This window comes from Planococcus massiliensis (assembly GCF_000821325.1).
Classification (GTDB): Bacteria; Bacillota; Bacilli; order Bacillales_A; family Planococcaceae; genus Planococcus; species Planococcus ruber.
Genome location: NZ_CCXS01000001.1, coordinates 577,471 through 602,573, shown reverse-complemented (window position 1 = coordinate 602,573; position 25,103 = coordinate 577,471). Strand labels below are relative to the sequence as shown.

Here is a 25,103-nt window from a genome sequence, read left to right as displayed (position 1 = left end):
TTAAAATATTTATTCAACTCCTATTATTATTAAAACGATGAACCAAAATAAAAACCCTTTCTGCCGAGGCGGAAAAGGTTTTCAGGAACTTATTTTAATTCGACGTTATGGTAGACTTGCTGAACATCTTCTAAGTCTTCAATTGCATCAATCATTTTTTCAAACTGAGCTTGTGCTTCTTCCGGAAGCTCCAATTCGTTTTGTGCAAGCATCGTTAATTCCGCTACGGTGAATTCTGTAACGCCGACACTTTTGAATGCTTCTTGCACCACGTGGAATTGATCCGGCTCTGCGTAGACAATTACCGAGTCTTCCTCTGCGACGATGTCGCGCACATCCACATCCGCTTCCATCAGCAGTTCAAGCACTTCCTCTTCCGTCTTGCCTTCAATGCCGAAGACTGCTGTGTGGTCGAACATATAAGCAACAGAGCCGCTGACGCCCATATTGCCGCCGTTCTTCCCGAAGGCTGCACGCACATCTGATGCGGTGCGGTTGACATTGTTGGTCAACGTATCGACAATTACCATCGAACCATTCGGCCCAAATCCTTCGTAGCGAAGTTCATCATAGCTTTCTTCTGAACCGCCTTTAGCTTTTTCAATGGCCCGGTCGATGATGGCTCTTGGCACACTGTAAGTTTTCGCGCGCTCCAGCACCACTTTCAGCGCTTGGTTCGATTCAGGATCCGGTTCCCCTTGCTTCGCCGCTACGTAAATTTCACGGCCGAATTTTGCATATATCCGGCTAGTATTAGCATCTTTTGATGCTTTTTTTTCTTTGATGTTATTCCACTTGCGTCCCATTCTGGTTTCCCACTTTCTTTCAACTTTGAATGTGAAGAACGTTCACTCCTTCTATTATATAATAAAAACCCGGATTTTTTCGAGTTATAGAAATTGAAAAGAAAAATTTGAGAGCTGAACAACAAAAAAACGGACTCCCTTTAATGAGAGTCCCGCTTTGTCTTTCCCTTTTTATCCGTCCGGAAATATTCGGAGAGTTGAATCGTCCGAACTTTCCCTGTGTGAAGTTCGTGGTAAATGCCGCGGCTGTCTGTGAACGAAATGTATTGATCCCGTTCGCTTCGGACCAGCCGCTCCGCTTCTTCCTGTGACTCCAGATGAATGAACCTTCGGATATAATGGTTTTCGTCAAAAAAGTACGTAACTTTGAACTCCTTCATGAAAATCCACTCCTTACGTTGAATACGGCGCTTGCTGATAGAAATAATTCGGCTTCACTTTATCGTTCTTATACGGCCTATGGAAAATATGCGTAGTGGCTGGAGACATCGGCGGAATGAGCCAAGCCCAGTTGCCGGTGACGTCCCTTCCTGCACCAGCCTCTTTTTTTTCAAAGCTTTGAAATTGTTTAGCAGCCGTATGATGATCCACGATGGTGGCGCCGGCTTCGCTGAAAGACTCCAAGACGGCAACGTTCAGTTCGACAAGCGCCCGGTCTTTCCAGAGCGTCCGGTTCGAGCTTGTATCCGCACCGATCGCTTCTGCTACTGCCGGCAATAAATCATAGCGGTCTTCATCAGCCAAATTCCGCGCCCCGATTTCGGTGCCCATATACCAGCCGTTGAACGGCGCCATCGTATAATGGATGCCGCCGATTTCGAGCTTCATATCAGAAATGATTGGAACGGCATACCATTTGGCAGCTATTTCCTTAAACCTTTCAAAAGTTGGGTGCGTGATTTCCACTTCCATCACGGATTCTTTCGGCAACTCGAAAAAGCGAGGCTCTTGCCCTTTTACTTGAATCACGATTGGGAGAAGATCAAAATGGGTCCCTTCACCTTTCCAGCCCAATTTTTCACATTGCCGGGTGAATTCGATCGAACTGGAGTCTCCAACCACTTTTCCATCTTTTTCATAGCCGGCATAGCGGATCAATTGATGATTCCAAATGCGCATCTCATCTTCTCCGTCGTGTGCAGCCGGGAAGACCGTAATCGTTGGACGGATTTTTCCTTTATTCGTAGCAAAATCAATGTGTTGAATCAGTGCATCAAATGCACCTTCCGCTGTTTTTTGAAAACGTTCATCAAAAACCGTCAATGAATTCCAAAATAGCCGGCCGATGCAGCGGTTGTTGTTGCGCCACGCCATTTTCGCACCGTGCTCCAATTCTTCGAACGTATGGCGGTAAGTGCCAGTCGCATCAATTTCCTTGGCTACCCCCTCTATTCTATCTGCCAGCTCTTGCTCATTTTTCCCTAACTCGGTATAGCAAATTGCCAAAAAATTAGCTGCTTCTTCCAGCAAAGCATGCCTTGTCTCAACTGCCTTCACGAACATCACTCCTTGGATTCATCATACCATCTCGGCTCTCATTCTCTAAATGATAGCTCTTTGTTTTTAGATAAGGATGCAGTAGACTTGAAGGAGTTTGAAAATATAAATTAAGGAGATTCCATCCATGGTAAAAGCGATTTTCTTTGATTTGGACGACACGTTATTGTGGGATAAAAAAAGTGTGGCGACCGCTTTCGAAAAAACTTGTGAGCTCGCAGCTGAAATCAGCGGGAAAGACTGCAGCCGCCTTGAAGAAGCGGTGAGAAGCGAAGCAAGCAAGCTTTACGCGAGCTACTCTACTTATCCTTATACACAAATGATCGGCATCAACCCTTTCGAAGGATTGTGGGGAACATTTGACGATGAAGGCAGCGATTTCCAGCAAATGAAAGCTATAATGCCGGATTACCAGCGAAACGCCTGGACTCGCGGATTAAAAGAGATCGGCATTGAGGACCCTGCACTCGGCGAAAAGCTGGCCGCTTATTTTCCGGAAGCAAGAAGGCAAAGCCCGACTCTTTATGAAGAATCTTTGGAAATTCTCGAACAATTAAAAGGGCGTTATCAATTATTGCTGCTGACGAATGGCTCTCCTTCGCTGCAACAGACGAAACTGGAGATTACACCGGAAATTGCCCCTTATTTTGACCATATTGTCATTTCTGGCGCCTTCGGAAGCGGCAAACCGGATCCTGCGATTTTCCAGCATGCCTTATCCCAATTCGGCCTGCAGCCGGAAGACGCATTGATGGTCGGAGATAATCTCATGACCGATATCATCGGTGCGGAAAAAGCCGGCATCCGTTCCGTCTGGATCAACCGGGAAGCGAAAGCTCCCCACGATACCATCATTCCTACATACGAAATCAAACACCTCCAGGAATTGCTGCCGATTCTGGAAGCAATCAAAAAAGCAGAAGGGCTCTGAAGAGCCTTTCTGCTTTTTGTTTAAAGATTGATCGCTGTTACTTCTTCGATTTCTGCTAAGTTTTTCAATTGCTCGAGGCTCGATTGCTGGGCTGCTTTATCGATGGACAGCATCATGATCGCAGCTCCCCCTTCATTTGAACGCCCCACCTGCATCGTCGCAATGTTGACATCTTCTGTTCCAAGCAAGGTCCCGACGCGTCCGATTACCCCAGGGCGGTCATTATGGCGAATGAACAATAAATGCCCTTTCGGCACCACATCGACGATAAAATCATCAACCTTGACGATACGTGCGCCTTGGCCATTCAACAAAGTTCCAGCTGCTTTTCGCGTGCCTTTTGCCGTCTTTACTTCCACTGTAATCAGGTTCGTAAACCCTCTCGAAGTGGTAGACTTGCTTTCGTTCACCATTATCCCTTTTTGATTGGCCAAATACATCGCATTGACATCATTCACATGCGTACCGAGATGGCGCTTCAATAGGCCTTTTAATGTATTGCGCGTCAGCGGCCCCACTTCCATATTCGCCAGCTCTCCTGAATATTGGATATTGACTTCTTCTGCGGTGCCGTCGGCCAAATCCGTCAAAAAGATGCCAAGCCGTTCCGACAATTCGAAATAAGGTTCAATTTTTGCCATGATTTCTTTCGGCACAGAAGGCAAGTTCACGGAATTTCGTACGGTCCCTGAAGTCAAGAAACTGATGACGTCTTTGCTGACATCCACTGCCACGCTTTCCTGCGCTTCAATTGTGCTAGCACCAAGATGCGGCGTCGCCACCACTTCCGGCAAGTCGAGCAAACGAAAATCCACCATCGGCTCCTGTTCAAACACATCAAGTGCTGCACCTGCTACTTTTTTCGATTTGATGGCATGGTATAAGGCATTTTCGTCAATAATTCCGCCTCTCGCACAATTGACGATCTGAACGCCGTCTTTCATGATGCTAAATGCCGCTTCATTGATCAAATGCCGTGTTTCTTTCAATAAAGGCGTGTGTACGGTGATAAAGTCTGCAGCTTTTAACACTTCTTCCACGGTACCAAAATCAATGCCCAGCTTCTCCGCTTTTTCAGCTGTCAGAAAAGGATCGTAGGCAATGACATTCATCCGCTGCCCTTTTGCCCTTGCCGCTACTTCCGCGCCGATTCGGCCCAGTCCGACCACGCCAAGTGTTTTGTTTTTAAGCTCAACCCCTACATATGATTTCCGGTCCCAGGTTTTATTGCGCAGCGCATGGAAGGCTTGAGGGATTTTCCGGGCCATCGACATGAGCATCGCCATCGTATGTTCGGCGGCGGAATTGGTATTGCCGTCCGGCGCGTTTACGACGATGATGCCGCGTTCGGTAGCCGCTTCGAGATCAATATTGTCCACGCCTACCCCTGCCCGGCCAATAATTTTCAGGTTCTCCGCTTTTTCGATAATTGCACGCGTCACTTGCGTTTGGCTTCTGACTAGAAGCGCATCGAATTCGCCGATCTGTTCCCCTAATTGTTCGGGAGTCCATTTCGTTTCCATGACAATATTGAAGCCTTCTGCCTGCCGCAAAGGATAGATGCCGTCTTCACTTAGCGGATCGCTGATTAAAATTTGAAAAGCCATTTTATCTCTTCCCTTCATTCAAATAGATTTCCTGCGCTGCCCGGACGCCTTTGCCGAGTTCAACCGCTCCTCCGGCTTTGGCGATGCCAATTTCCATGGCGGCAATCGCTTGAAGCATATCGGCAGGCGAACAATATCCCATATGCCCGATGCGGAAAACCGTTTTCGCCATGTGCTGCTGCCCTCCGGCAATGTCCATTCCGAATTCCTGTTTCATGATTTTCCGGAAAACTGGTGCTTCGAAGTCCGTCGGCTGGACGGAAGTCACGGTTGGCGAAGCATCTTCGCCGCTTGTCAGAAGCGGTACTCCTAATGCGTTAAAAGCTGAACGCGTCATCTCCATCATCAACCGGTGCCGGGCATATACTTCCTCCAGACCTTCTTCCTCCATCAACCGGAGCACTTGCTGGAGACCGAAAAGAAGTGAAATTGCGGGAGTAAAAGGCGTCGTGTCTTTGATGATATTGTCGCGATGTTTTTTCATATCCAGGTAAAAACGAGGCCGCGGGTTGGCTCCGATTTTTTTCCATGCCCGTTCACTCGCCGCGATGAATGCTAAGCCCGCCGGCAGCATAAAGGCTTTTTGGGACCCTGTTACGACGACATCCAATCCCCATTCGTCCATTTTCGTTTCCACCCCGCCGATGCAGGAAACGCCATCGACAATGAGGAGGGCCTCTGAAACTTCTTTAATGGCCGAAGCCAGTTCCGCTATCGGATTCAATACGCCCGTTGACGTTTCGCAATAAGTAGAAAAAACGGCTTTCACTTCAGGATGTTCCTGCAAAAATTCTTTGATCGCCGAAGGCTCCAAAGCTTCTCCCCAAGTCACTTCGATTATATGGGTTTCGATGTTATACGCTTCACAGATCTTTGCAAAACGCTCTCCGAATGATCCCGTTACTATCACCGCTGCCGTTTCTCCGGGAGCGACTACATTGACGACTGCCGTCTCTAAAGCAGAAGTTCCGCTTCCAGTCAAAATCATGACTTCTTGTTCCGTTCCAAAAACGCGCTTTAACTTCGGCCGAATATCGCTGATCATATCGGAAGTGCTCTCGCCTCTATGGCCGATCATCGGTTGGCTCATCGCCCGGTTGACACTTGGCGGTATGGGCGTTGGCCCCGGAATACGCAAAATTTGTTGGTCAGTCAGCATAGTGAAATTTCCCCTTTCGATTTAAGGCAATTAACTCATATCCAATTGAACACTAAAAAAGGCTCTCCTCCCCTTACATATAAATGCAAGGGGCGAAGAGCCTTTCGGTTCGCGGTACCACCCTAATTCACTGCCTTTTTTAAAGGCAGCCTCATTGGTTCGAATGCGTAACGGGCACAGGCCGGATGGACCTACTCAAGTTCAATCCATCTATTCAGGAGTGCTGCCATAAGCCGGAACCGCTGATTTCCACCACCCATCAGCTCTCTTCAGATTCCTCTGCCTACACCTTATCTCCATCAACATAGTTAAGTGATATTTGAATTGAGTCCATCATAATCAAATAAAAACAAGTTGTCAATATAGATAAAATATTCAGATAATATGTAACCGTTTTCAATTTGCAGAAAGCTTATTCCCTTGGTGTTTCACACATTTAAAAAATTTTTTGGGAGTTAATGAAAATAGAAAAGCCTGGGAGGCAAATGAAATTTGCTTCCCAGGCTTTTTTTGTAAATGCTATTTTCTGTTTTAAGCTAAACCGAAGTCGCTGACCAATGCAGCAAGTCCGCCTTGGTAGCCGCTGCCGATTGCGTTGAACTTCCACTCGCCGGCGTGGCGGTATAATTCACCAACGACAAGGGCTGTTTCAATGGAGAAATCTTCCCCTAAATCGTAGCGCAGAACTTCTTCGTTTGTGCTTTCGTTCAAGATGCGGATGAAGGCATTGGATACTTGTCCGAAGTTTTGGCCGCGGCTGTCCGCTTCGTGGATCGTTACCGTAAAGACCACTTTATGGATATCTGCCGGGACATTCGGCAAATCGACGATCACTTGCTCATCGTCCCCTTCCCCTTCACCAGTCAAGTTATCGCCAGTGTGGGTAACCGAACCATTTCCTCCCACAAGGTTGTTATAGAAGATAAAATCTTCCGGCCCGCGGGATTTTCCGTTTTCCCCGACAAGGAAAACCGACGCATCCAAGTCAAAATCTCCGCCGCCGCTATATTTGTTCGTGTCCCATCCTAAACCGACGAGAACCTTTGTTAATCCTGGATTTGTTTTTGTTAAGTCAATCTTCTGCCCTTTTGATAAGTTGATCGATGACATAATAATTTCCTCCTCCGACTGATTAATTAAGCTTTACGCTGGGTATCTTCGTATTTCTTTTGAAGCTCTTCTATGCGAAGGCGCCCTTCTTCACGCATTTTGCGGTTTTCCGCTTCGATTTCGCGCGTATCATTCATCCCTTGCATAATCGTTTCCCACGTCTGTTCAATTGTCTCAATTTTGATGCTCGGTTGTCCAGACATACGCGCAATATCGACGCTCTGTCTTGAGATGTCGTTTGCATTGTTCAAAAGCATTTCGTTTGTCCGGCGATCCAGCTCATTCATGCCTTCTGCGACCAAGCTTTGGCGCTTCGCGGCAATGGCATTAATCAAACCGGTTTTAAAGATCGGAATGGTCGTAACAAAAGCCGAATTGATTTTTCCGATCAATTTCGTATTGCCGCGCTGCAGCATGCGGATTTGCGGAGCGGATTGGTACGATACTTGTTTCGCCATCTCTAAATCGTAGACCCGCTGCTCCAATAATTCAATCGCATTCTGCAAAGAATTCAGCTCCATCAAAGCCATCTGGTTTCCGCTTTCCGCTTTTGCACGGACTTCCGGCTCCTGGGCTTTCAATTCCTGGACTTTTAAATCGCCTGCTGCGATATACTTTTCCAGTTCCATGAAATAATTGAAGTTCTGATCGTACAATTCTTCCAAGGTAGTTGTCGATTTTTTCATTTCCGATTCATACTTGGTGATTTCCACGTACACTTTATCGATTTCAGTTCCCATCGTCTGGTACTTGCTGAACAATTGTTCAATCATCTTGTTGCCTTTGTTGAAAATTTTGTTCAAGAAGCCTTTCTTTTCAACAAAATCCTTTTTGTCGAATTTGTCCATGATCTTTCCAAGCTGCTTTAGCAGTTCACTGGATTCTTCCATACTGTTTGCCTGGACAGAATTCAAGACTTTTCCCGTGAAAGCTGAAATTTCATTGGCCGGCTCACGCCCGAACTCCAATAACTCGATCTGGTTTTTCGGGTTGATCGTAGAGGCCAATTTGATGACTTCCGGGTCTTGCTTCAATTTCACTTTCAACTCATTTTCGTTTTGCATAAGAGATTCCTGCTGTTCAATTTGCTGCGGCAATGTATTCATCTTCTTCACTCCTTTTAGGTCATAGCCATTTTCTGAATATCTTTTTCACGACAGATGGTTCTCGGTAGGGCTCATTAAAACTTCTTTCATCCAGCCAATGCGTGTCGATTGCTTCCGTGTCAATCCAGCGTTCGATGTCTTGATGGCCTTGCGGGTTGATCATGATGACATCGAGGCCGAATGTATGGACAAGTGCGATTGCATTGGCATCTGCCCGGCTTAATTCAGCGTCTTTTTCTTCATTATAGAACAAAAGAGTCGGCACAAACTGAGGATAATCAAATAACTGGATTAACTGGATCACCGAATCCGGAAGTGACATCGATTGTGAAAATAAATAAAGCTGAAGGTCTTCAAACGATTCTCCCGTTTGCGGAGTCAGCATCGGCTTTTCTACATGTCTGGCAATCGCTTCGCAGATAGCCGTTTGCACCCCATCAGGCAATCGGCTGTATTTCCACCAATTGGCGTTTTTCATTTTTTCCGGATCTAGCCTTCCGGTCTTATCCAGTGCTGCTCGGTAATGAAACAATTGGTTGCCTTTCCGTTCTTCAATAAACGGGAAACTGCGGATCAATAATGTATCTTCTCTTTCCGTTAAGTTATGGATATTGTCCCAAAACCGCTTTCGGTCTTTTTCGATCCCCATTATTTTAGCAAATACTACGGGAATGATAACGCTTCCCCGCTCGACGCCAAAAGAAGGCCGGACCATTGCACGTTCTTTGGCGAGCATGAACGCTTCGTCAATTGTCGTTTTTAGGCGAATCGAACGTGTCGAGTACGATTTAAACTGGAAAGGCTTGTATAAGCCTGAATCATCATGATGCAGCAAACGGTCCACTTCCTGCGTAGCGCGAAAAGCGACGGTTCCGACACGTTCCGGTTTTTCATCCGGAAATTGCACTACATGATCACTCGTTACCTGGAAGCTATGGCTGAGAAGATCTTGCCCTCCTACTGCATCGGCGAGCCAATGTTTGCCTTCAGGATCATACGCAATGATGTGGAATCCGAACGCTGCAGAAAATTTCAGGAACCATTTTTCGCTTTCAGACATATCGGCATACCATAAAAAAGCGGGCAAGCCTTTTTCCAGATTTAGCTTTTCAAGTTCCGGCTCAATGTGATTGAATGTCCATTTCACTAAATCCGTTGCTACTCTGCGGAAAGAAGAATGGGTTGTGGCAGCTGCCGAGTGGTTCTGGAACTCTTTGAGGGTATCAATCAGCACGAGCCGCAGCCTGCGGTTCAAGCCGGGATCTTTCAGCTTCGGCATAAGGCCTTTGCCGTCAAGAAATGCGACAATCCGGCTCGGCGACAGGCCGTTTTCTTTTTTGTTCATATCAAACAAATCCTGCAGGCTGCGCAGCCGTTCGGAGGAAATTTGTTTGTTCAGTTTCCCGGATAGCCGGATCAGACGTCCTTCTGCGGCTTCCATGGTGTCATAAATGCCAGCAAAATAATCGTCTTCGTCTAAGGACATGCCGACGAATTCACCGATAAGCTGAGGATAGGTCAAGCTATCTTCTTCAATTTTCGTTTCTGGATGATTGACGATGGGCTTATTCAGCCACTCCCCAATCTTTTCCGGATCCCACGTTCTCACGCGTACCGGATGCAGTTGAACCATGGGATTCCCTCCTCATTATTTATGCTGCAAAATTTCTTGCTGAACACGGAAAAGTATTTCTTCTCCCGCTTCGATTCCTCGTTTTTCAGTCGTTTCGATGTGCGCTGAAACGGGGATCCTGCTTCTTACTGCTTCACCGTGGGCAGCCAACAGGCCAAGGTCTGCGCTTTCAAGCAAATCGAGATCCAAGAGCGAATCGCCAGCTGCTACCACATAGTCAGCGCCAATGCGTTCTTTAACATACTCCATCGCCCCTGCTTTTGTGATGCTTTCGGGCATGAAATAAAGCTTTCTGCCCTGAAGCGACATCGACCAGCCGATTTCCCGAAAAGTCTTTGTATAAAATGCCAATTTTTCGGATGGAAATTTTTCACGGTCAATAATCAAGTAGACAAACCACCCGTCTGCTTCTCTTACACGCAAAACCCACTCTTCCGAGAAATGCTGATCAATTTTGGGCATAAGCTCTTCTACAATGGTTTTCTTGCTGACGCATTGCTTGCGGATATGGTCTGACCATTCTTTGATCGGTTCGCCGTCTTCTAAAATGACGGCACCATTTGAAATCACAGCGAATTTCGGTGCAGCATCGCCTTTATAGATGCCGGTAACGCGTTCATACTGGCTCTGAGTCCGCGTTGTAACAGGCAGAAAGCAAAGCTCTTCAGCCAACTCGTGAAGCATTCGCTGACCAGTTGCTGTCATGAAGGACTGCGGGTTTCCTTCATAGCGCTCGACTTCCCGCAAATCGGATTCAACCGCCTGTTTTCCCATGGACCGTTTCGAATAGATTAATGTCTGGTCTAAATCACTGGCAAATAGGAATGTCATATTTCTTTTCCTGACTTGATCAATCCAATGGAACGATAAAACAATTCAGGAACTACTTCAACCGGCACATTTTTCTCTTTCGCTAAAATCAGCAGATGCTGGACGTCTGGATGCTCCAAATCATTCACCAGCACTTTCCAAGGGCTTCTGCGCAGCAAAACGCGCGTCGTCTCGCCTACACCCGGCTTGATTAAATGGTAATCCGTTTCGCTGTACATCTTCGCTCCTATTTCTTCGACTTCCTTCATGCCTTGCCATGTTCTTTCGGCAGTGACCGGAGTAGATGAAACTTCTTTTTCAACTGCCTCTGCAGTTTCGAGGAAACACGCGGTGACTTCGTCTACGAAATTATTGGATAAGTCTTCTGCCAATAATTCTTCGTAGAATTTGGCCCCGTGAAAATCATCTTCGCCAATATAGCGTTCATTTAGGATCGTCCGGCTCACAAGACCGGAAACCGTTGAGTTTAAACAAGCGCTTGGAATCAGGAAATCTTCCCGCGTGCCAAAAAGCACAGCACAAGCACCTGGATCTGCCAAAACGGCCATATCATCCTGCAAATTCCAACCTTTTCGGCTATTCAGGCTATCAACGGATTTCGTCAATTCTTTTTGGATGGCGCCTTTTCCAGTCCAGCCGTCTATAAATTGAATGCGGCTGCCTGGATGCGCCGCCTGAATAGTTTCAATCGCTTTTTCATCAATTCCTTTATCCCGAAGAATCGAGACGCTGTAATGCGGCCAGTTCAATCCAAGAATCTGTTCCGCATACCGGCGAATCAAAATGCCGACCGGGCTTCCGGCCCGCGCCAACGATACCAGCACGACATCCTCTGTCTGCGCATTAAGCAAAATGCGGCGAGAAACGACTCCCACCAGATGGCTTAGGCGCTCCTTCGTTGTCTCAACAGTTGCATGGTAGAGTTCTGTATATTCCTGAGATGGCTGATATTCCATAGGCAGGCGCTCCGCATAATGCGCTCCGGAGCGGACGGCATTTTCGCGTTCTTCGAGCGTGCTTTCCTCAAAATCAGCTGTGACATCTTTCAATAAAAATGTGATATCTTCTTTCGGATAACTGGTTCTAACTAATCCCGTAGCAATCATTGAGTGGAATTCCTCCTTTTGGCTGCCGTCAATGAAATCCATTCGACCGGCGCTTTCTTCTCCAAATAACTGATTAACGGACCCCAGTCTGCCAGCTCTGAAACAGATTCAGCCAGCAGATAGATCCGGTCAATATCCAAACCATTCAGGTTATAGATAAACTGATCCACTCCATCTGCATCCGGCAGTCGGAAACCGGCTTTCTCACGAATCGGATATCCTTCCTGATCCGCAGCGAAAATCGGGCTTCTCGTGGTTGTTTGGACAATCGAGTCATCGCTAAGCGCAAGCCCGAAACGGAGCGCCAAATACATATTTTCGCCGATTCCTACTACTAACGGCCTTTTTAGCTTCTGCTCAAGCTTCGCTGCTGTTTCTAATGCCCAGCTGTCGATTGCCTGCTGCTCTTTGCTCGATAGCCCGAATCTTCCAGTCAATCGTATATATTGCTGTCCCGTAGAAGATTCATAAGGGAGCTGTTCTGCCTCGGCGAGCTCCTGCGGCTGTTTTGGGGAACTGCCCTCCAATTGTTCGATTGGGGATTCATCCGGAGACGACCCATGGTTCAATTCAAAGTGCCCGGCCATCAAGGACAATACCGCTATATCGATTTTCAGGTCCTGAGCCAACTGGCTGAATTTCTTCTGCTGCTCTTCATTGCGCCAATCCAATATGGAAAGGGACGTATATTTTTTGCCCGGAAACTGTTCATCCAAGGCGGTGATTAAATTAATCAGCGTATTGCCGGTTGAAATTTCATCATCGACCAAAACAATCGCTTCCGCTTCTTCCAACAGCCCTTCCGGTGCATATACCTTATGGGAAGTGGCATGCGAATGCTCTTCTTCAAAGACAAAGGAAGGCTCTAAACCGCTAATTTGTTCACGGGTCGTATGGATATAAACTGCATTTTCAAAATGCTGAAAAACAGAATGGCCAAGTCCTGTAGCCGTTTCTGCCATCCCGATAAATACCGTTTTCTCCGGCAATGCTGCCGTATGCCGAAGCGATTCTTTCGTCACTGACGGGTTTGGCACCCCGCTCTTCAACATTTGGACCAGCTGGGCAGACTGCGGAATAGGAGGCAGCCCCTCTTTTTGCATCAATAAAGAAGCCAATAGGCTGCCGGCCCCAAGCGCAATCGAAGGAGACACAGCAAGATGCTTGGCGATAAGTTTGCTGACAAAGAGAAATTGGCGTTTTTTATTGACCCGAAGGCCCATTGAAAAAAGCGCTTCTGCCGGAAGGCCCTGGTAAGCCTCACGGACCGTCACAGTTAAATCCAAATTCTCCCATAACTTATAGTTGAGTTGATAATTGGTTTGATCGAATATGGTTGAGGACATCGATTGGTTTAAAGTTTTCATTCAGCACCCCATAGACTTCCGCCTGGGCGGCAATTTTTCTTGCCCAGCTTAAATGCGGTTTTACTTCGTTCATTTTATTGCGCGTCGGACTTTGCAGGATCCCGTTGAATTTTCCGCTTTCTGCGAGAATCAGGGATGCATCGTCGTACGTTTCCTTTGTCACCATATACCCTGCATTTACCGTCATGATTTGGGACGGATGGATACAGGTTTTTCCTTTAAAGCCGTTTAAAACGTCCAGCTGTACTTCTTCCCATAAGGTTTTTTCAGCTTCTGATGCAACAAATGGAAATTGGACGGTCGAAAAGTGCTCATACACCGGGCCAGACACGATAAACCCGTCCTCTGCCCGCCCAAACTGATTGATGATGTCTACTAAACAATCGCGAACTACATGGACATCATATATGGTGCGCTCAACTGGACGCCGCAATCCGTAAAGGCTGGAAAAGTCAGTAGCTCCAACACGTACAGTCAAAATACGATCCGCTTTTTCTTTTAAAATCCCGTAAATTTCCTTTAAAGTATGTTGTCTCGTTTCCGCATAGAGGACTTCTTTTGTCTCAAGCAGCGGCAAAGCATATAAATTGCGTCCTGCTGCTTCGCTTGCCCGATCGAGCGCTTGGAAAAAAGCCCGCAGATTTTCAGCGTCGCATTTGGGAAAAACGATTCCTGTCAAAATGCTAAGCGCTTTTCCAGCAGAAGCGATCAGGCCGTCCAACTGTGCTGCGCTGCGGATCCGCAAAAAAAGTGCCGGCCCCTCAGTAAGCTGGCAGGAGTTTGCTGCATCCAAACGTTTCAGCTGCTCGGCAACATTCTTTTCAGCATCTACTAATTCCGCATCAGCTACCGCATCTTCCAAACAAATGATTAAAGTAGCCAATCCGGCGAATGCTCCCCGGCGATAATTTCCTCCCAGTATTTTCGAAGCGATATCCTGTCTGGAACCAGGGGTGTAAAGAGCTGCGCCTAATGCCAGCCCCAATGTTTCCCTTGCCGTATCTCGGGAGAATTCTGCCGGGGAATATTTAAAAAACGCTTTTAAATCCGATTTACTCAATACGTCGAAATGTTTCATCTTCCGTCCTCCCGGCACAATTAAACAAATAAATTTAAGCGAGTCTAAAAAAGCAAGGAGACGACAGGCCCCTTGCTTTCTATTTGTGCAAAATTAGCTGTCTAAACCAAAGTCCTTAACAAGTGATGCCAGTCCACCTTGATAACCGCTGCCAATCGCATTAAATTTCCATTCTCCTCCGTGGCGGTATAGCTCTCCTACGACAATCGCCGTTTCGATGGAGAAGTCTTCCCCTAAATCATAGCGGATCAATTCTTCATTAGATCCTGCATTCACAATGCGCACATATGAATTGCTGACTTGCCCGAAGTTTTGGCCGCGTGCTTCTGCGTCATGGATCGTAATGGCAAATGTTACTTTCTCAATGGAAGAAGGGATAGAAGAAAGGTCGATATTTACTGCTTCATCGTCCCCTTCGCCTTCACCAGTTTTGTTGTCTCCCGTGTGTTCGACTGCACCGCCGGCACCGATTGTATTGTTATAGAAGACAAAGTCAGCTTCTGAGGCCGCTTTGCCGCTCGCATCCAATAAGAAGACCGATGAATCCAAATCGAAATCCTGTCCGCCGTCGTATTTATTTGTGTCCCAGCCAAGGCCGACGACCACTTTTGACAACCCCGGATTGGATTTTGTTAAATCTACTTTTTGTCCTTTTGATAAGTTAATAGCCATTTAATTGTCCACTCCTTAAGCGTATTTGTTTGCGATTGAACCGATATCTGCATCCATTGTGCCTTCACCGACAGCAGAGAATTTCCACTCGTTGCCTTGGCGGTACAATTCTCCAGGAATCAGCGACATTTTACCGGCGTAGTTTTCAGTTAAATTATAATGAACAAGTTCTTCTTTTGATTGATTATCCACTAAACGGATGAAGGCATTTTGAATCATGCCGAAATCTTGCTTTTTCTGTCTTGCATTGTAAATATTTACAACGAAAACGAGACGGTGGATCGAAGGCGAAATTCGTTTAAGGTCGACGTTGATTGTTTCGTCATCCCCTTCTCCTTCGCCGGTCAAGTTATCGCCTGAGTGAACGACGCTGCCGTCTTTGCTTTTTTTGTTGCCGAAATAAATCAAGTTTTCTTTGCCTTTCAACTTGCCGTTTTCATCCAGCATGATAACAGAGGCATCACAATCGATGTCGGCTCCGCCACCGCCGCCTCCAAGCAATCCGCTTAGGAAACCGCCGCTTTTTTTCGTTTCAACTGGGTCCCACCCAAGGCCGACCATGATGCTTGAAAGACTTGAACGCCCTTTTGTCAAATCAATTTTCTGACCTTTTACAAGATTAATAGCCATTTCCAGCACTCTCCATTCATCTTTATGTACTTACAGTTAATAGTATTTGTAAATCCGGAAAATTTCAATTATTAAGGGTCCTTTGTCAGCCGTACAAAACGCTTTCCGCCTTACAATGGACAACTCTTTCCGCCAGCTGTATGAAAATGGGCAAATGCCTTTATAATAGCTGATAAAATACATACGTTTGGGAATGAAATAAGTTTCATTTTGAAAATTATTCTGTAGTGCTTTTACGGAAAGAAAAATGCAAGCATATTTTCAAAGGCGTTAGGGTAAACAAAGTCATAGAGAAATATGATACATAAGGAAAGGGGAATGCGATATGAAACTGGTCTCCATCGTAGTTCCGGCATTTAACGAAGAAGCCAATATTGCACGGATGTTCAGCCGGTTGACTGAAGAACTCGAACCGCTGCCTTACCGCTATGAAATTATGTTCATCAATGACGGCAGCCGCGACAATACTCTTCAAGAAATTTTAAAACTGGCAGAAAAACATCCGAGTGTAAAATACATTTCACTGACAAGAAATTTCGGAAAGGAATCCGCAATTCTTGCCGGCTTGAGCCGCATCAAAGGAGACGCGGCTATTTTGATGGACAGCGACTTGCAGCATCCGCCCCAAATGATCGGCGAAATGATCGCAGGTTTTGAAGAAGGGTTTCATCAAGTCGTCGCCAAACGCTCACGCAGCGGCGAATCGAAAATGCGGAGCTGGCTCTCGTCTGCTTATTACAAACTCGTCAATTCCATCACCGATGTTGATTTTGTCGACGGCGAAGGCGATTTCCGCCTGCTGAGCCGAAAAGCCATCAACTCCATTTTAAAACTCAGCGAAAGCAACCGGTTTTCAAAAGGCCTCTTTTCCTGGATCGGCTTGAGCAAGAAAATTATTTGCTATGACAACGTGGTGAGAAATGAAGGAACCTCCAAGTGGTCGTTCGGCAGTCTGGTGAATTACGGCATCGACGGCATTATTTCTTTCAATTTGAAGCCGCTCCGCGTCTGTTTTTACACTGGATTTCTTGTCCTTTTCCTTTCGATCATCTACATCATCTGGACTTTTTACCAAATCATGCAAAACGGCAACAGCGCGCCTGGATATTTCACCACGATTACCGCGATTCTTTTTTTAGGCGGCATTCAATTGCTCAGCCTCGGGGTCATCGGCGAATATATTGGACGCATCTATAATGAAACAAAACAGCGCCCGAATTTCTTGATCGATGTCAGCAATGTGGATGAATACGATGAACTTCGCTAAGCTGAATACCGAATTCACTCGCTTTGTCGTTGTCGGTGTTATCAATACGCTCACGTATTACAGCATTTACCTCATCCTGCATAACTTGTTTTCCTTGCCTTATTTGGCTGCTCACGTGATCGGATTTTTTATCAGTTTAAACATTTCATTTTTCTTGAATTGCTATGTGACTTATAAAATCAAACCTACCTTGAAAAAATATTTGTATTTTCCGCTTACCCAAGTGGTGAATATGTCTGTATCCACTTTTTTAATATTTATTTTTGTAGAATGGCTGCGTATAAACAGCAACATCGCTCCGTTTGCCGCAGTCCTATTCACTGTGCCCATCACCTTTGTCATTTCCGGCAAAATTTTAAAAGGCACAGCCGCACCAAAATTCGCAAAAAGACGGTGAATCTATGCGCAATCGCTTCTTCCATCTGTATTTATTGCTCGGCAGCTTTTTTTTAGCCATTCTCGCCCATGCGGTCTTTTTATATCAATGGACACGCAGCCATTTCATGGTCGGCATCGATGACGGCAGTTCGCAGATGCTTCCTTTTAAAAAGTTGTTGTATGACCAATATACGTCAGGGGAATTCTTCTATTCTTTTGATTTTGGGCTTGGAGCCGGAACATTTAGTGAACTTTCCTATTATTTCTCGACATCCATTGTCTTTCTGGTGAGCGTCCTCTTTATTTTTCTGCTTGAAACAATCGGCATTGTCCAAACTACGGATATTCTGTTCTGGGCGAATGCCGCTGTCTTCATCAGCATCATCCGGCTCACGTTTATTTTGTTCATCACGACGAGGCTGTTTATGTATATGAAAATTTCCTGGCTGCCCGCCTTGCTTGGCGCCTCTGTCTACGGCATCTCAGGAATGTATTTCCGCCATACGGTCTACTGGGAATTTTTTGCCGATGCCTTTCTTTGGCTGCCTCTATTAATTTTGGGAATCGAGAAGATTTTCCGGGAACAGAAACCCGGCTGGTTTTTGCTGGCGGTTTCAATTTCCATGATCGATAATTTTTACTTTTCGTATATCAATTTCCTGTTGGCGGCGATTTATATCGCTGTCAGATTATTCATCCCGCTCACATCCGGCGAAACAAAACGCTTAAAGGCTTTATGGACATTCCTGTGGGCAGGCCTGCTCGGATTCGGCATCAGTGCCGTTTCTTTCATCCCTGCCGTCTATGCATTTTTGAATAACCACCGCCCCGCTTTTGAACAGGAAATCGACTGGATGGACTTTACCGACAATATTCTATTTACGAGCCGCTATATTGTGCTGCCCGCTATTTTTGTTTTACTGCTATTCATGGGCCGCCTTTATCGAAACCGGACCTTCCGTTTGTTTGCAATTCTTGGAGCCATCGGAGTCGTTCTGCATTTCAGCCCCTTGGCGGCCAGTATATTCAATGGATTTTCAGCCCCTCAATTCCGGTGGGAATATTTTCTTTCCTTAATGGCTGGCGGTGCAATTGCTGTCGGACTGCGTGAATTGCCGAATGTAACCGTCAAGCAATTCCTGCTCGCTTCACTGATTACGGTATTTTTGTTCATTTATACAGGTTCCACAGACGAAACGCTCAAATGGCAATCATCGGCTTCAATCCTTGTGCTTATAAGTCTTTTCATGAGTCTGCTTTTCAGTTTCTCCATCATCAAATGGAAAACCTTCCAGATTCGAAATGCCTTTATTGCTTTTCTGCTGATTTTCCTCATTGGCTTTACCAATCTTTATCAAGTCGAGAAGCTGCTTGAAACAGGGAAAATCGGACAAGTGAACGAAGGATTATTGACGGGATCCGAATATGACGACCCGGAAATCAGGGAGCTTCTGGCTCAAATCGATAAATCAGAGGCAAGCAGAAATTACCGCATTGAATGGATGGAAGGCGTCCGAAACAATACCCCTATTGTCCAGGACTTCCGTGGATTGAGCGCTTATTCCAGCATTCTCAATAAGAATCTGCTGTACTTCTATTTATACGATTTGGAAATTGATATGGGCCGGGAAAGTGTCAGCCGCTATGCAACACTCGGGAAACGCACGAATCTCCACAGCATGCTTCAAGGAAAATACATCATATTGCCAAAAGACGACAACAACATCCCTTATGGATTTACTGACGCTTTTTCCTCTGGCAAGTACACGGTTTATGAAAATTCATTTGTACTGCCTTTCGCCCGTACGGCTTCTGTCGTCTATCAGGAGCAGCAGCTTGAAGAGTCTCCTGTATTAGCGCGTGAGCACGCCATGTTGACGGGTGTCGTACTCGACGGTTCCGGCGGACAAAGTGAACTGCCGAAAGCTGAAGAGAAAACGGATGAGTTTGAAATCGCAGAAGCCGATGCCCATTATGAAAATGGCATTCTGGAAATTACAGGTGATGAAGGCGGATTGGATTTCATCAGGCCGAATTCCGACTTCCAAGATGGCGATCTGTACATCTCGTTTCATCTCGAAAATTTTGCGGCTTCGACCGGATTTTCGTTGAAACTTAACGATTATTCCACTACGCGGAAAGCAAACGACTCAATCTATCGAACCTTTGTCGATGATTTGACCCTCCGTACGGAAGCATCTGAAAAAATTTCCCTGCGGCTTCCAAAAGGCCGTTATGCGCTAACCAATATTGAAATTTACGAAGAACCGTATGAGGTACTGAAAACGCAAACTACGAAAGAATCCGGACTAAGCCAGTTGAACATCGACGGAAGTTCGGTTGAAATGGTTTATGATAATAAAGAAAAAGCCCCTTATCTAACGGCCGCAATCCCATATGAAAGAGGCTGGAGCGCTGAAGTCAACGGCAAAGAGGTCCCTGTACGGAAAGCTAATTATGCTTTTGTGGCGGTGCCTCTGGAAGAAGGCAAAAACAGCGTGTCATTTAGTTATCGCCCGCCATTCTTCAAGGTTTCGTTGGCTCTATCCGTACTTTCCCTGGCTGTCAGCCTATTTCTGCTTTTCGGCCGCAAAAGGCGCCCCTAATGATCTAACAAAGCGATAAAATTACTCCTACAAAAGGCGCGCTTTCGACGAAAAGAGTTTATTTTCGAACGAAAATGTGTAATGAGAGAATAAACCAATTTCGAATAAGGGGTGATCAGATGAAGCGTTGGTTCTTGCTTGTGCTTGCAATGGCATTTCTTCTTTTTCTTGCTGCCTGCGGAAACGATAACTCAGAAACGGAACCGGCCACCGAAACAGATGGCGCTACGGAAGTTGAAGATGAGAATGTAAATGAAGGCGAAGAAACTCCACCGAACGGTGAAGAAGCTGAAGACAATTCGGACGAAGGTTCCAGCGAAGATTTAATGTTTGTGACAGTCGACTTGATGAACTCGGACGGCGATTCGATCGGCACAGCAGAAATAGCTGATGAAGAAAACGGCGTTACGGTCGTGCTCGATTTGACAGACCTGGAAACCGGCACCCATAAAGTGCAATTTCTGAATGCCGGAAAATGCGAAGTCCCCGACTTCGAGACAGCGGGTGAAGTATACGGAGAAGAATTGCCATCCGTGGATGTTGGCGATGACGGCACAGTACAAGAAGAATTGACAGCGGAAGGATTCACCTTAAAAACCGAGGAAGAAAACTCCTTGCTGCAAGAAGGCGGCACTTCACTGGTCCTTGAATCAGAAGAATCCAGTGAGCGCGTCGCATGCGGCGTAGTCACCGGAGAAAACTAAAAGAGCGGCTTTGCCGCTCTTTTTTGATTGGGCAATGCCTCGCTTGTTTGAACCTAAGCGTTTATCCGCATCTATTTAGGGAATGAATAAATTAGACAATATTTCAAGGAGGACTTTTACATGGCAGAAGATAAATTTGAAAAAATCGATGAACAAGTAGACCCTCAAGAACAAGGAAGACAGCCTGGCTTTGAAAAAGACATGTCTCCTGAACCCATTTATGATGACAAAGACTATAAAGGCGCCGGCAAACTGGAAGGAAAAGTAGCATTGATTACCGGAGGCGACAGCGGAATTGGGCGAGCGGTCGCTATTGCCTTTGCAAAAGAAGGCGCCAATGTGGCGATTGCTTATCTGGATGAACACGAAGATGCGGAAAAAACAGTAAAAGAAATCGAATCTTATGGCGTAAAAGCTTTTAAATCAGCGACTGACGTATCGGACGTCGAAAACTGCAATCAATTAGTTGTCGATGTCATTTCGGAATTTGGCCAGTTGAATGTTTTAGTCAATAATGCCGGCAAGCAATTTCCGCAAGATGATTTCTTGAACATCTCCCCCGATCAATTGATGGAGACGTTCACAACAAATATTTTCAGTATGTTCTATTTGAGCCAGGCAGCGATCCCCCATATGCAGAAAGGGGATTCGATCATCAATACATCTTCGGTGACAGCCTATCGCGGTTCATCCGAACTGATCGATTATTCGGCGACTAAAGGCGCCATTACGACTTTCACCCGCTCATTGTCGCAAAGCTTAAGCGATAAAGGAATCCGGGTAAATTCTGTAGCACCCGGCCCAATTTGGACGCCGCTGATTCCCGCTTCTTTCGATGCTGGAAAAGTAGGTGAGCACGGAGGCGATACGCCGATGGAACGCAGAGGACAACCGTCCGAAGTAGCTCCGGCATACGTCTACTTCGCTTCAAAAGATTCAACTTACGTTACAGGACAAGCAATCCATGTCAACGGCGGAGACTTTATTTCTTCTTAACTTTCACTTAAACCCGGACTTCACGAAAGACCGGGTTTTCTTTGGATGAAACTTCTAATTTACAAGATTAGCCGATGCTTTTCGGGTATATCAAAGCAACAGCGCTGCAAGGAGGTGACAGAATTGAGATACATTGAAGCAATCCTTATGAAGTTCGCAATGGTCTTCGCCGTGTTGTTTGTGATTCTCGGCCTTGTCTATGGAATTGAATTGATGGATATTTTCTTGATAAGCCTCGTGATCACGATTGTTGGCTTTATTGGAGATTTGGTGATTTATCCAAAAACTTCGAACAAGGTGGCAACAGCAGGCGATTTGGTGCTGGTATTCTTGCTTGTCTGGCTGCTCGGGATGGTCTGGATTGAAAATCCGGAATCTTCGCTGATTATGCCAGCTATCTTTTCTGCCATTATTATCGCTGTAGGAGAATGGTTCTTCCATATCTATCTGACCAAACGATTATGGGAGCATAAAGAAACTTCCCATACGACTACCCACGATGAACCAAGACAATCTTAATCAGAAAAAAGCTGCTGAAACATATCGTTCGGCAGCTTTTTTGGGGGAGGCGTAAAGAACACACCTGCCTCCCCCAAAAAAGAACAGGCCCTTTTGATAAGGGCCTGTTCTTTTTGCTATTATTTCATGTCTTCGGCCGGAAGCGTATTATGCGCTTCTGGAGGAGCCGGTTTCAAGATAGGGCGTCCACTTAATGGCGCCGGTTTTTCTACAGTAATTGGATGGCCGTCTGGTGCCGGCCCGCTTGCCCATGGCAATTGTGAAGCTGTACTTGTTTCTGGATTTGTATAAAGAATATGTGAGAATTCAGTTGCTTCCCATTCAGGTGGAATGGTAGACGGAACGATTGGCCCTTCTTTGGCTTCCAAATCTTTAATGGCTGCTAACCATTGGTTTTGGTGCATTGTATCGCGGGCGATTAGGAATGAAAACAGATCTTTTACACCGCGGTCATCGGTCATGCTATAAAGTCTCGCAACTTGCAGACGTCCTTGAGACTCTGCATTGACGTTGGCACGGAAATCTGCCAATAAGTTGCCGCTCGCTACGATATAGCCGGCATTCCACGGAACCCCGTTGCTGTCTTTAGGAGACGCTCCTAAACCGTGAACGATTGCATGCTGCGGGTTCATCCCACCCATGATTGCACCAATGATTGGGTCTTTTGCAGCTTTTTCCTGTTCGTACACGGGCGCACCTTCGAGTAGACGGGCTACCATTGTAGCCAGCAATTCGATGTGCCCTAACTCTTGCGTACCAGTATCCATTAAGAGGTCACGGTATTTTTCATTGCCTCTCGTGCTCCACCCTTGGAATAAGTATTGCATCGCTACGGACATTTCTCCGAATTGCCCGCCAATCAGTTCTTGGACCTTTTTAGCAAATACCGGATCTGGAGAGTCCGGTTTTGAATGGTATTGAAGTTCGCCTGTGTGAAAGAACATGAATAAAAACCTCCTGTATATTTTGGTTTAGTTGAAGTTGGTGTAGATGGAGTTTCTGCGGTTTTCACCGTTTCTCTGGGGAAACATCAGTTGGATGTCCGCCATCATAATCCGAATCGTTGCCTCCGGCATTAACTGAATCATTGCTTGCTTTTCCACTGCTGTTTTGGTCTGTAGGATTTTGTTCTGGCTGCCCTCTTTCAGTGATGGAGTTTTTCTCTTCTTCCTCTGCAGCATATCTGTTGTTTCCGGATTCTCTTTTTTCATGTTCCATGTCTTTCATTTTCTTTTCATGTTCTCGCTGATCCTTCTCCATCTTTTTTCCTCCTCTCCTGAATTGAATGCACATTACGTGAATACCCTCCACTTCTTTATTAAAACCATATCCTGTCTATTGTTAAATTTTTATTTGAAAAGTTGCACCCTCACTTATGATTTATGCAAAAAAAAGCCGTTTGGAAATATTGAAATCTCCAAACGGCTTTGTATTGCTATGATTTAATTCACTTTTAATTCGACATCAATATTCCCTCTTGTCGCTTTGGAGTAAGGGCATACTTGGTGAGCGGCTTCCACCAATTCCTGCGCTTTCTCCTGGTCCACTCCCTCAACCGTTACGTTTAAGGTTACGGCAATTTTATAGCCGCCGTCCGATTCGTCTTTTAAAAAGTGGACGTCTGCTTTAACCGATGTGCTCGAGACATCTGCTTTTTGTTTCCGGATAACCAGATTTAAAGCACCGTCAAAGCAAGCGGAATACCCGGCTGCAAAAAGCTGCTCGGGATTGGTCCCTTCTCCGCCCGGACCGCCTAATTCTTTGGGTGAAACAAGCTGCATATCGATGATATTGTCTTCAGATACCACTCTTCCTGATCTTCCTCCGACTGCTGTGACCGATGTAGTGAATAATGCTGACATTTTCTCATCCTCTTTCCTGTTTATATTTTTCCAAATAATTAGATAACAAATCAAACGTACTGGTTTTTTTGTCGGGAGTCAACGATTTTGATTTTTGATCCCTCACCGAAGAAATCTGGCAAGCGCCGGAAATCTGCTGAACGTTTCAGCTTCCTGCGAAAGGGTAAATGACAAATAGATTAGATTCTCTGAGGAGGAAAACAGAATGGCAAAAGTATTAGCGGTCCTATCAAATGGACATGTCAATGAAGAACATAACTATGTAACCGGCTGGTGGGCCGAAGAATTATTCGCACCTGTATTAGAACTGGAAAAAGAAGGCCATATTGTCGGACTGGCTTCTCCCAAAGGGGGCAAACCGGTGGTCGATCCGCTGAGCCTCAGCAAAGAATACGACCCTGACGGCAAATATAAAGAACTTTACGAACGCGGCATAGCGGATAAAACGACGCCGATTGTAGATGTGAAAGCAAGCGATTACGATGCGATTTTCATCGTCGGCGGCCACGGGGCCATGTTTGACCTTGCACATGATGAAGACTTGCAGGCCGTCATCAACATCGTTTACGAGACGGGCGGCATTGTGTCGGCTGTCTGCCATGGCCCTGCGCCGCTTATCTATACGAAGCTGAAAAACGGCAAAGGGATTTTGGACGGGTTGAAAGTGACAGGCTATCCGAACAAAATGGAGCCAAAAGAAGTGGACGGGCTGCTGCCGTTCAGCCTTGAAGACGAAATGAGAAAAATCGCTGATTATTCGGATGGCTCCGATGAAAAAGAGTATGTGGTTTGGGGAAGCGAACAGATTCTCACAGGACGCGACCCTCAGTCCTCTCCTTTATTCGGACGGGAGCTTGCCAAGAAATTGACAAGCCTCGAAGAAAAGGAAGAAGAGAAGTTCTTTGATTAAAGACCTTCCATTCAGGGTATGGGATGTACAAGGAGACCGACAGAAGGAGGCAATAAAATGAGCGAAAAAGATCCGAAAGAAGAAAAGTACATGAAAGAAAATAAAGATACGATGCAGCGCCCTCCGGTACAGAAAGAAGGGCTGCAGGAACCCCGAACGACTGGATACCGTCCAGTGCAAATCGGCATCGTGGTTTTCGCCATCATTGTTATCGCGATCATCATTTGGGGAATCAGTTCCAATATGTGGGGACTTTTCAGCAATTAATCACGTATATTTCTTGAAAAGAGCAAGAACTCAAAAAGGCTGCCGAAGGATTTCGGCAGCC

General features: G+C 45.9%; 26 protein-coding genes and 1 other annotated feature. Of the genes, 9 read left to right on the top strand and 17 right to left on the bottom strand.

The window, feature by feature from the left end; translation table 11 throughout:
• Positions 1-89 precede the first annotated feature (89 nt).
• The 3 genes from BN1080_RS03025 to BN1080_RS03015 form a co-directional block, all read right to left on the bottom strand.
• Positions 90-806, bottom strand: coding sequence for a YebC/PmpR family DNA-binding transcriptional regulator (locus tag BN1080_RS03025; protein WP_052650429.1), 717 nt, complete (start codon positions 804-806; stop codon positions 90-92).
• Between the two features lie 140 nt (positions 807-946).
• Positions 947-1,186, bottom strand: coding sequence for a hypothetical protein (locus BN1080_RS03020; protein ID WP_052650427.1), 240 nt, complete (start codon positions 1,184-1,186; stop codon positions 947-949).
• A gap of 13 nt (positions 1,187-1,199) precedes the next feature.
• The gene (locus tag BN1080_RS03015; RefSeq protein ID WP_234398919.1) at positions 1,200-2,303 is read right to left on the bottom strand and encodes a nitric oxide synthase oxygenase; all 1,104 of its coding nucleotides are present in this window, start codon (positions 2,301-2,303) and stop codon (positions 1,200-1,202) included.
• 127 nt (positions 2,304-2,430) lie between these two features.
• Between BN1080_RS03015 and BN1080_RS03010 the strand changes: the two genes are divergently transcribed.
• Positions 2,431-3,234, top strand: coding sequence for an HAD family hydrolase (locus BN1080_RS03010; RefSeq protein WP_052650423.1), 804 nt, complete (start codon positions 2,431-2,433; stop codon positions 3,232-3,234).
• A 20-nt stretch (positions 3,235-3,254) separates the two neighbouring features.
• On the opposite strand, the gene serA is transcribed toward BN1080_RS03010, so the two are convergent.
• The 11 genes from serA to BN1080_RS02955 all read right to left on the bottom strand — a co-directional run bounded on the left by serA (position 3,255) and on the right by BN1080_RS02955 (position 15,533).
• Complete coding sequence (gene serA, locus BN1080_RS03005; protein WP_052650421.1) at positions 3,255-4,841, bottom strand: phosphoglycerate dehydrogenase; 1,587 nt, start codon at positions 4,839-4,841, stop codon at positions 3,255-3,257.
• 1 nt (position 4,842) lies between these two features.
• Positions 4,843-6,000, bottom strand: coding sequence for a pyridoxal-phosphate-dependent aminotransferase family protein (locus BN1080_RS03000; RefSeq protein ID WP_052650419.1), 1,158 nt, complete (start codon positions 5,998-6,000; stop codon positions 4,843-4,845).
• Positions 6,001-6,085: 85 nt separating this feature from the next.
• Positions 6,086-6,312 (bottom strand) — a binding site (T-box leader).
• 219 nt (positions 6,313-6,531) lie between these two features.
• Positions 6,532-7,110 carry a TerD family protein gene (locus tag BN1080_RS02995; protein ID WP_052650417.1) on the bottom strand — a complete coding sequence of 193 codons (579 nt, stop codon included), beginning with the start codon at positions 7,108-7,110 and terminating at the stop codon, positions 6,532-6,534.
• 26 nt (positions 7,111-7,136) lie between these two features.
• A complete protein-coding gene (locus BN1080_RS02990) occupies positions 7,137-8,216 on the bottom strand; it encodes a toxic anion resistance protein (RefSeq protein WP_052650415.1) in 1,080 nt (359 codons plus the stop codon).
• A gap of 19 nt (positions 8,217-8,235) precedes the next feature.
• Positions 8,236-9,849, bottom strand: a complete 1,614-nt coding sequence (locus tag BN1080_RS02985) for a YceG family protein (protein ID WP_052650413.1) — start codon at positions 9,847-9,849, stop codon at positions 8,236-8,238.
• 15 nt (positions 9,850-9,864) lie between these two features.
• Positions 9,865-10,680, bottom strand: a complete 816-nt coding sequence (locus BN1080_RS02980) for an HAD family hydrolase (protein WP_052650411.1) — start codon at positions 10,678-10,680, stop codon at positions 9,865-9,867.
• Positions 10,677-11,786, bottom strand: coding sequence for a cysteine protease StiP family protein (locus BN1080_RS02975; protein ID WP_052650409.1), 1,110 nt, complete (start codon positions 11,784-11,786; stop codon positions 10,677-10,679). The genes BN1080_RS02980 and BN1080_RS02975 overlap by 4 nt, the downstream gene beginning before the upstream one ends.
• Positions 11,783-13,153, bottom strand: coding sequence for a phosphoribosyltransferase family protein (locus BN1080_RS02970; RefSeq protein ID WP_052650407.1), 1,371 nt, complete (start codon positions 13,151-13,153; stop codon positions 11,783-11,785). Before BN1080_RS02970 ends, BN1080_RS02975 begins: the two co-directional genes overlap by 4 nt.
• On the bottom strand, positions 13,086-14,231 hold the full coding sequence (locus BN1080_RS02965) for an HpcH/HpaI aldolase/citrate lyase family protein (protein ID WP_052650405.1): 1,146 nt from the start codon (positions 14,229-14,231) through the stop codon (positions 13,086-13,088). The genes BN1080_RS02970 and BN1080_RS02965 overlap by 68 nt, the downstream gene beginning before the upstream one ends.
• Before the next feature lie 93 nt (positions 14,232-14,324).
• A complete protein-coding gene (locus tag BN1080_RS02960; protein WP_052650403.1) occupies positions 14,325-14,903 on the bottom strand; it encodes a TerD family protein in 579 nt (192 codons plus the stop codon).
• A 15-nt stretch (positions 14,904-14,918) separates the two neighbouring features.
• The gene (locus BN1080_RS02955) at positions 14,919-15,533 is read right to left on the bottom strand and encodes a TerD family protein (RefSeq protein ID WP_052650401.1); all 615 of its coding nucleotides are present in this window, start codon (positions 15,531-15,533) and stop codon (positions 14,919-14,921) included.
• Positions 15,534-15,858: 325 nt separating this feature from the next.
• Between BN1080_RS02955 and BN1080_RS02950 the strand changes: the two genes are divergently transcribed.
• From BN1080_RS02950 to BN1080_RS02925, 6 genes are all read left to right on the top strand, one after another.
• On the top strand, positions 15,859-16,800 hold the full coding sequence (locus BN1080_RS02950; RefSeq protein ID WP_052650399.1) for a glycosyltransferase family 2 protein: 942 nt from the start codon (positions 15,859-15,861) through the stop codon (positions 16,798-16,800).
• Positions 16,787-17,197, top strand: a complete 411-nt coding sequence (locus tag BN1080_RS02945; protein ID WP_052650397.1) for a GtrA family protein — start codon at positions 16,787-16,789, stop codon at positions 17,195-17,197. Before BN1080_RS02950 ends, BN1080_RS02945 begins: the two co-directional genes overlap by 14 nt.
• A gap of 4 nt (positions 17,198-17,201) precedes the next feature.
• Complete coding sequence (locus tag BN1080_RS02940; protein WP_052650395.1) at positions 17,202-19,784, top strand: YfhO family protein; 2,583 nt, start codon at positions 17,202-17,204, stop codon at positions 19,782-19,784.
• A gap of 119 nt (positions 19,785-19,903) precedes the next feature.
• Positions 19,904-20,488: a superoxide dismutase family protein gene (locus BN1080_RS02935; RefSeq protein ID WP_052650393.1), complete on the top strand. Its 585-nt coding sequence runs from the start codon at positions 19,904-19,906 to the stop codon at positions 20,486-20,488.
• A gap of 120 nt (positions 20,489-20,608) precedes the next feature.
• Positions 20,609-21,484, top strand: coding sequence for an SDR family oxidoreductase (locus tag BN1080_RS02930; RefSeq protein ID WP_052650391.1), 876 nt, complete (start codon positions 20,609-20,611; stop codon positions 21,482-21,484).
• Positions 21,485-21,607: 123 nt separating this feature from the next.
• Positions 21,608-22,003, top strand: coding sequence for a DUF2512 family protein (locus tag BN1080_RS02925; protein ID WP_052650390.1), 396 nt, complete (start codon positions 21,608-21,610; stop codon positions 22,001-22,003).
• Between the two features lie 119 nt (positions 22,004-22,122).
• Here BN1080_RS02925 and BN1080_RS02920 read toward each other — a convergent pair whose 3' ends face one another.
• The 3 genes from BN1080_RS02920 to BN1080_RS02910 form a co-directional block, all read right to left on the bottom strand.
• Positions 22,123-22,947 (bottom strand): manganese catalase, encoded by an 825-nt coding sequence (locus BN1080_RS02920; protein WP_052650388.1) that lies wholly within the window; start codon positions 22,945-22,947, stop codon positions 22,123-22,125.
• Between the two features lie 64 nt (positions 22,948-23,011).
• Positions 23,012-23,263, bottom strand: coding sequence for a hypothetical protein (locus BN1080_RS02915; protein ID WP_052650386.1), 252 nt, complete (start codon positions 23,261-23,263; stop codon positions 23,012-23,014).
• Between the two features lie 182 nt (positions 23,264-23,445).
• Complete coding sequence (locus BN1080_RS02910; RefSeq protein WP_052650384.1) at positions 23,446-23,865, bottom strand: organic hydroperoxide resistance protein; 420 nt, start codon at positions 23,863-23,865, stop codon at positions 23,446-23,448.
• A 205-nt stretch (positions 23,866-24,070) separates the two neighbouring features.
• Between BN1080_RS02910 and BN1080_RS02905 the strand changes: the two genes are divergently transcribed.
• Positions 24,071-24,775 (top strand): type 1 glutamine amidotransferase domain-containing protein, encoded by a 705-nt coding sequence (locus tag BN1080_RS02905; RefSeq protein WP_052650383.1) that lies wholly within the window; start codon positions 24,071-24,073, stop codon positions 24,773-24,775.
• A 57-nt stretch (positions 24,776-24,832) separates the two neighbouring features.
• Positions 24,833-25,042 carry a hypothetical protein gene (locus BN1080_RS02900; protein ID WP_052650381.1) on the top strand — a complete coding sequence of 70 codons (210 nt, stop codon included), beginning with the start codon at positions 24,833-24,835 and terminating at the stop codon, positions 25,040-25,042.
• Positions 25,043-25,103 lie beyond the last annotated feature (61 nt).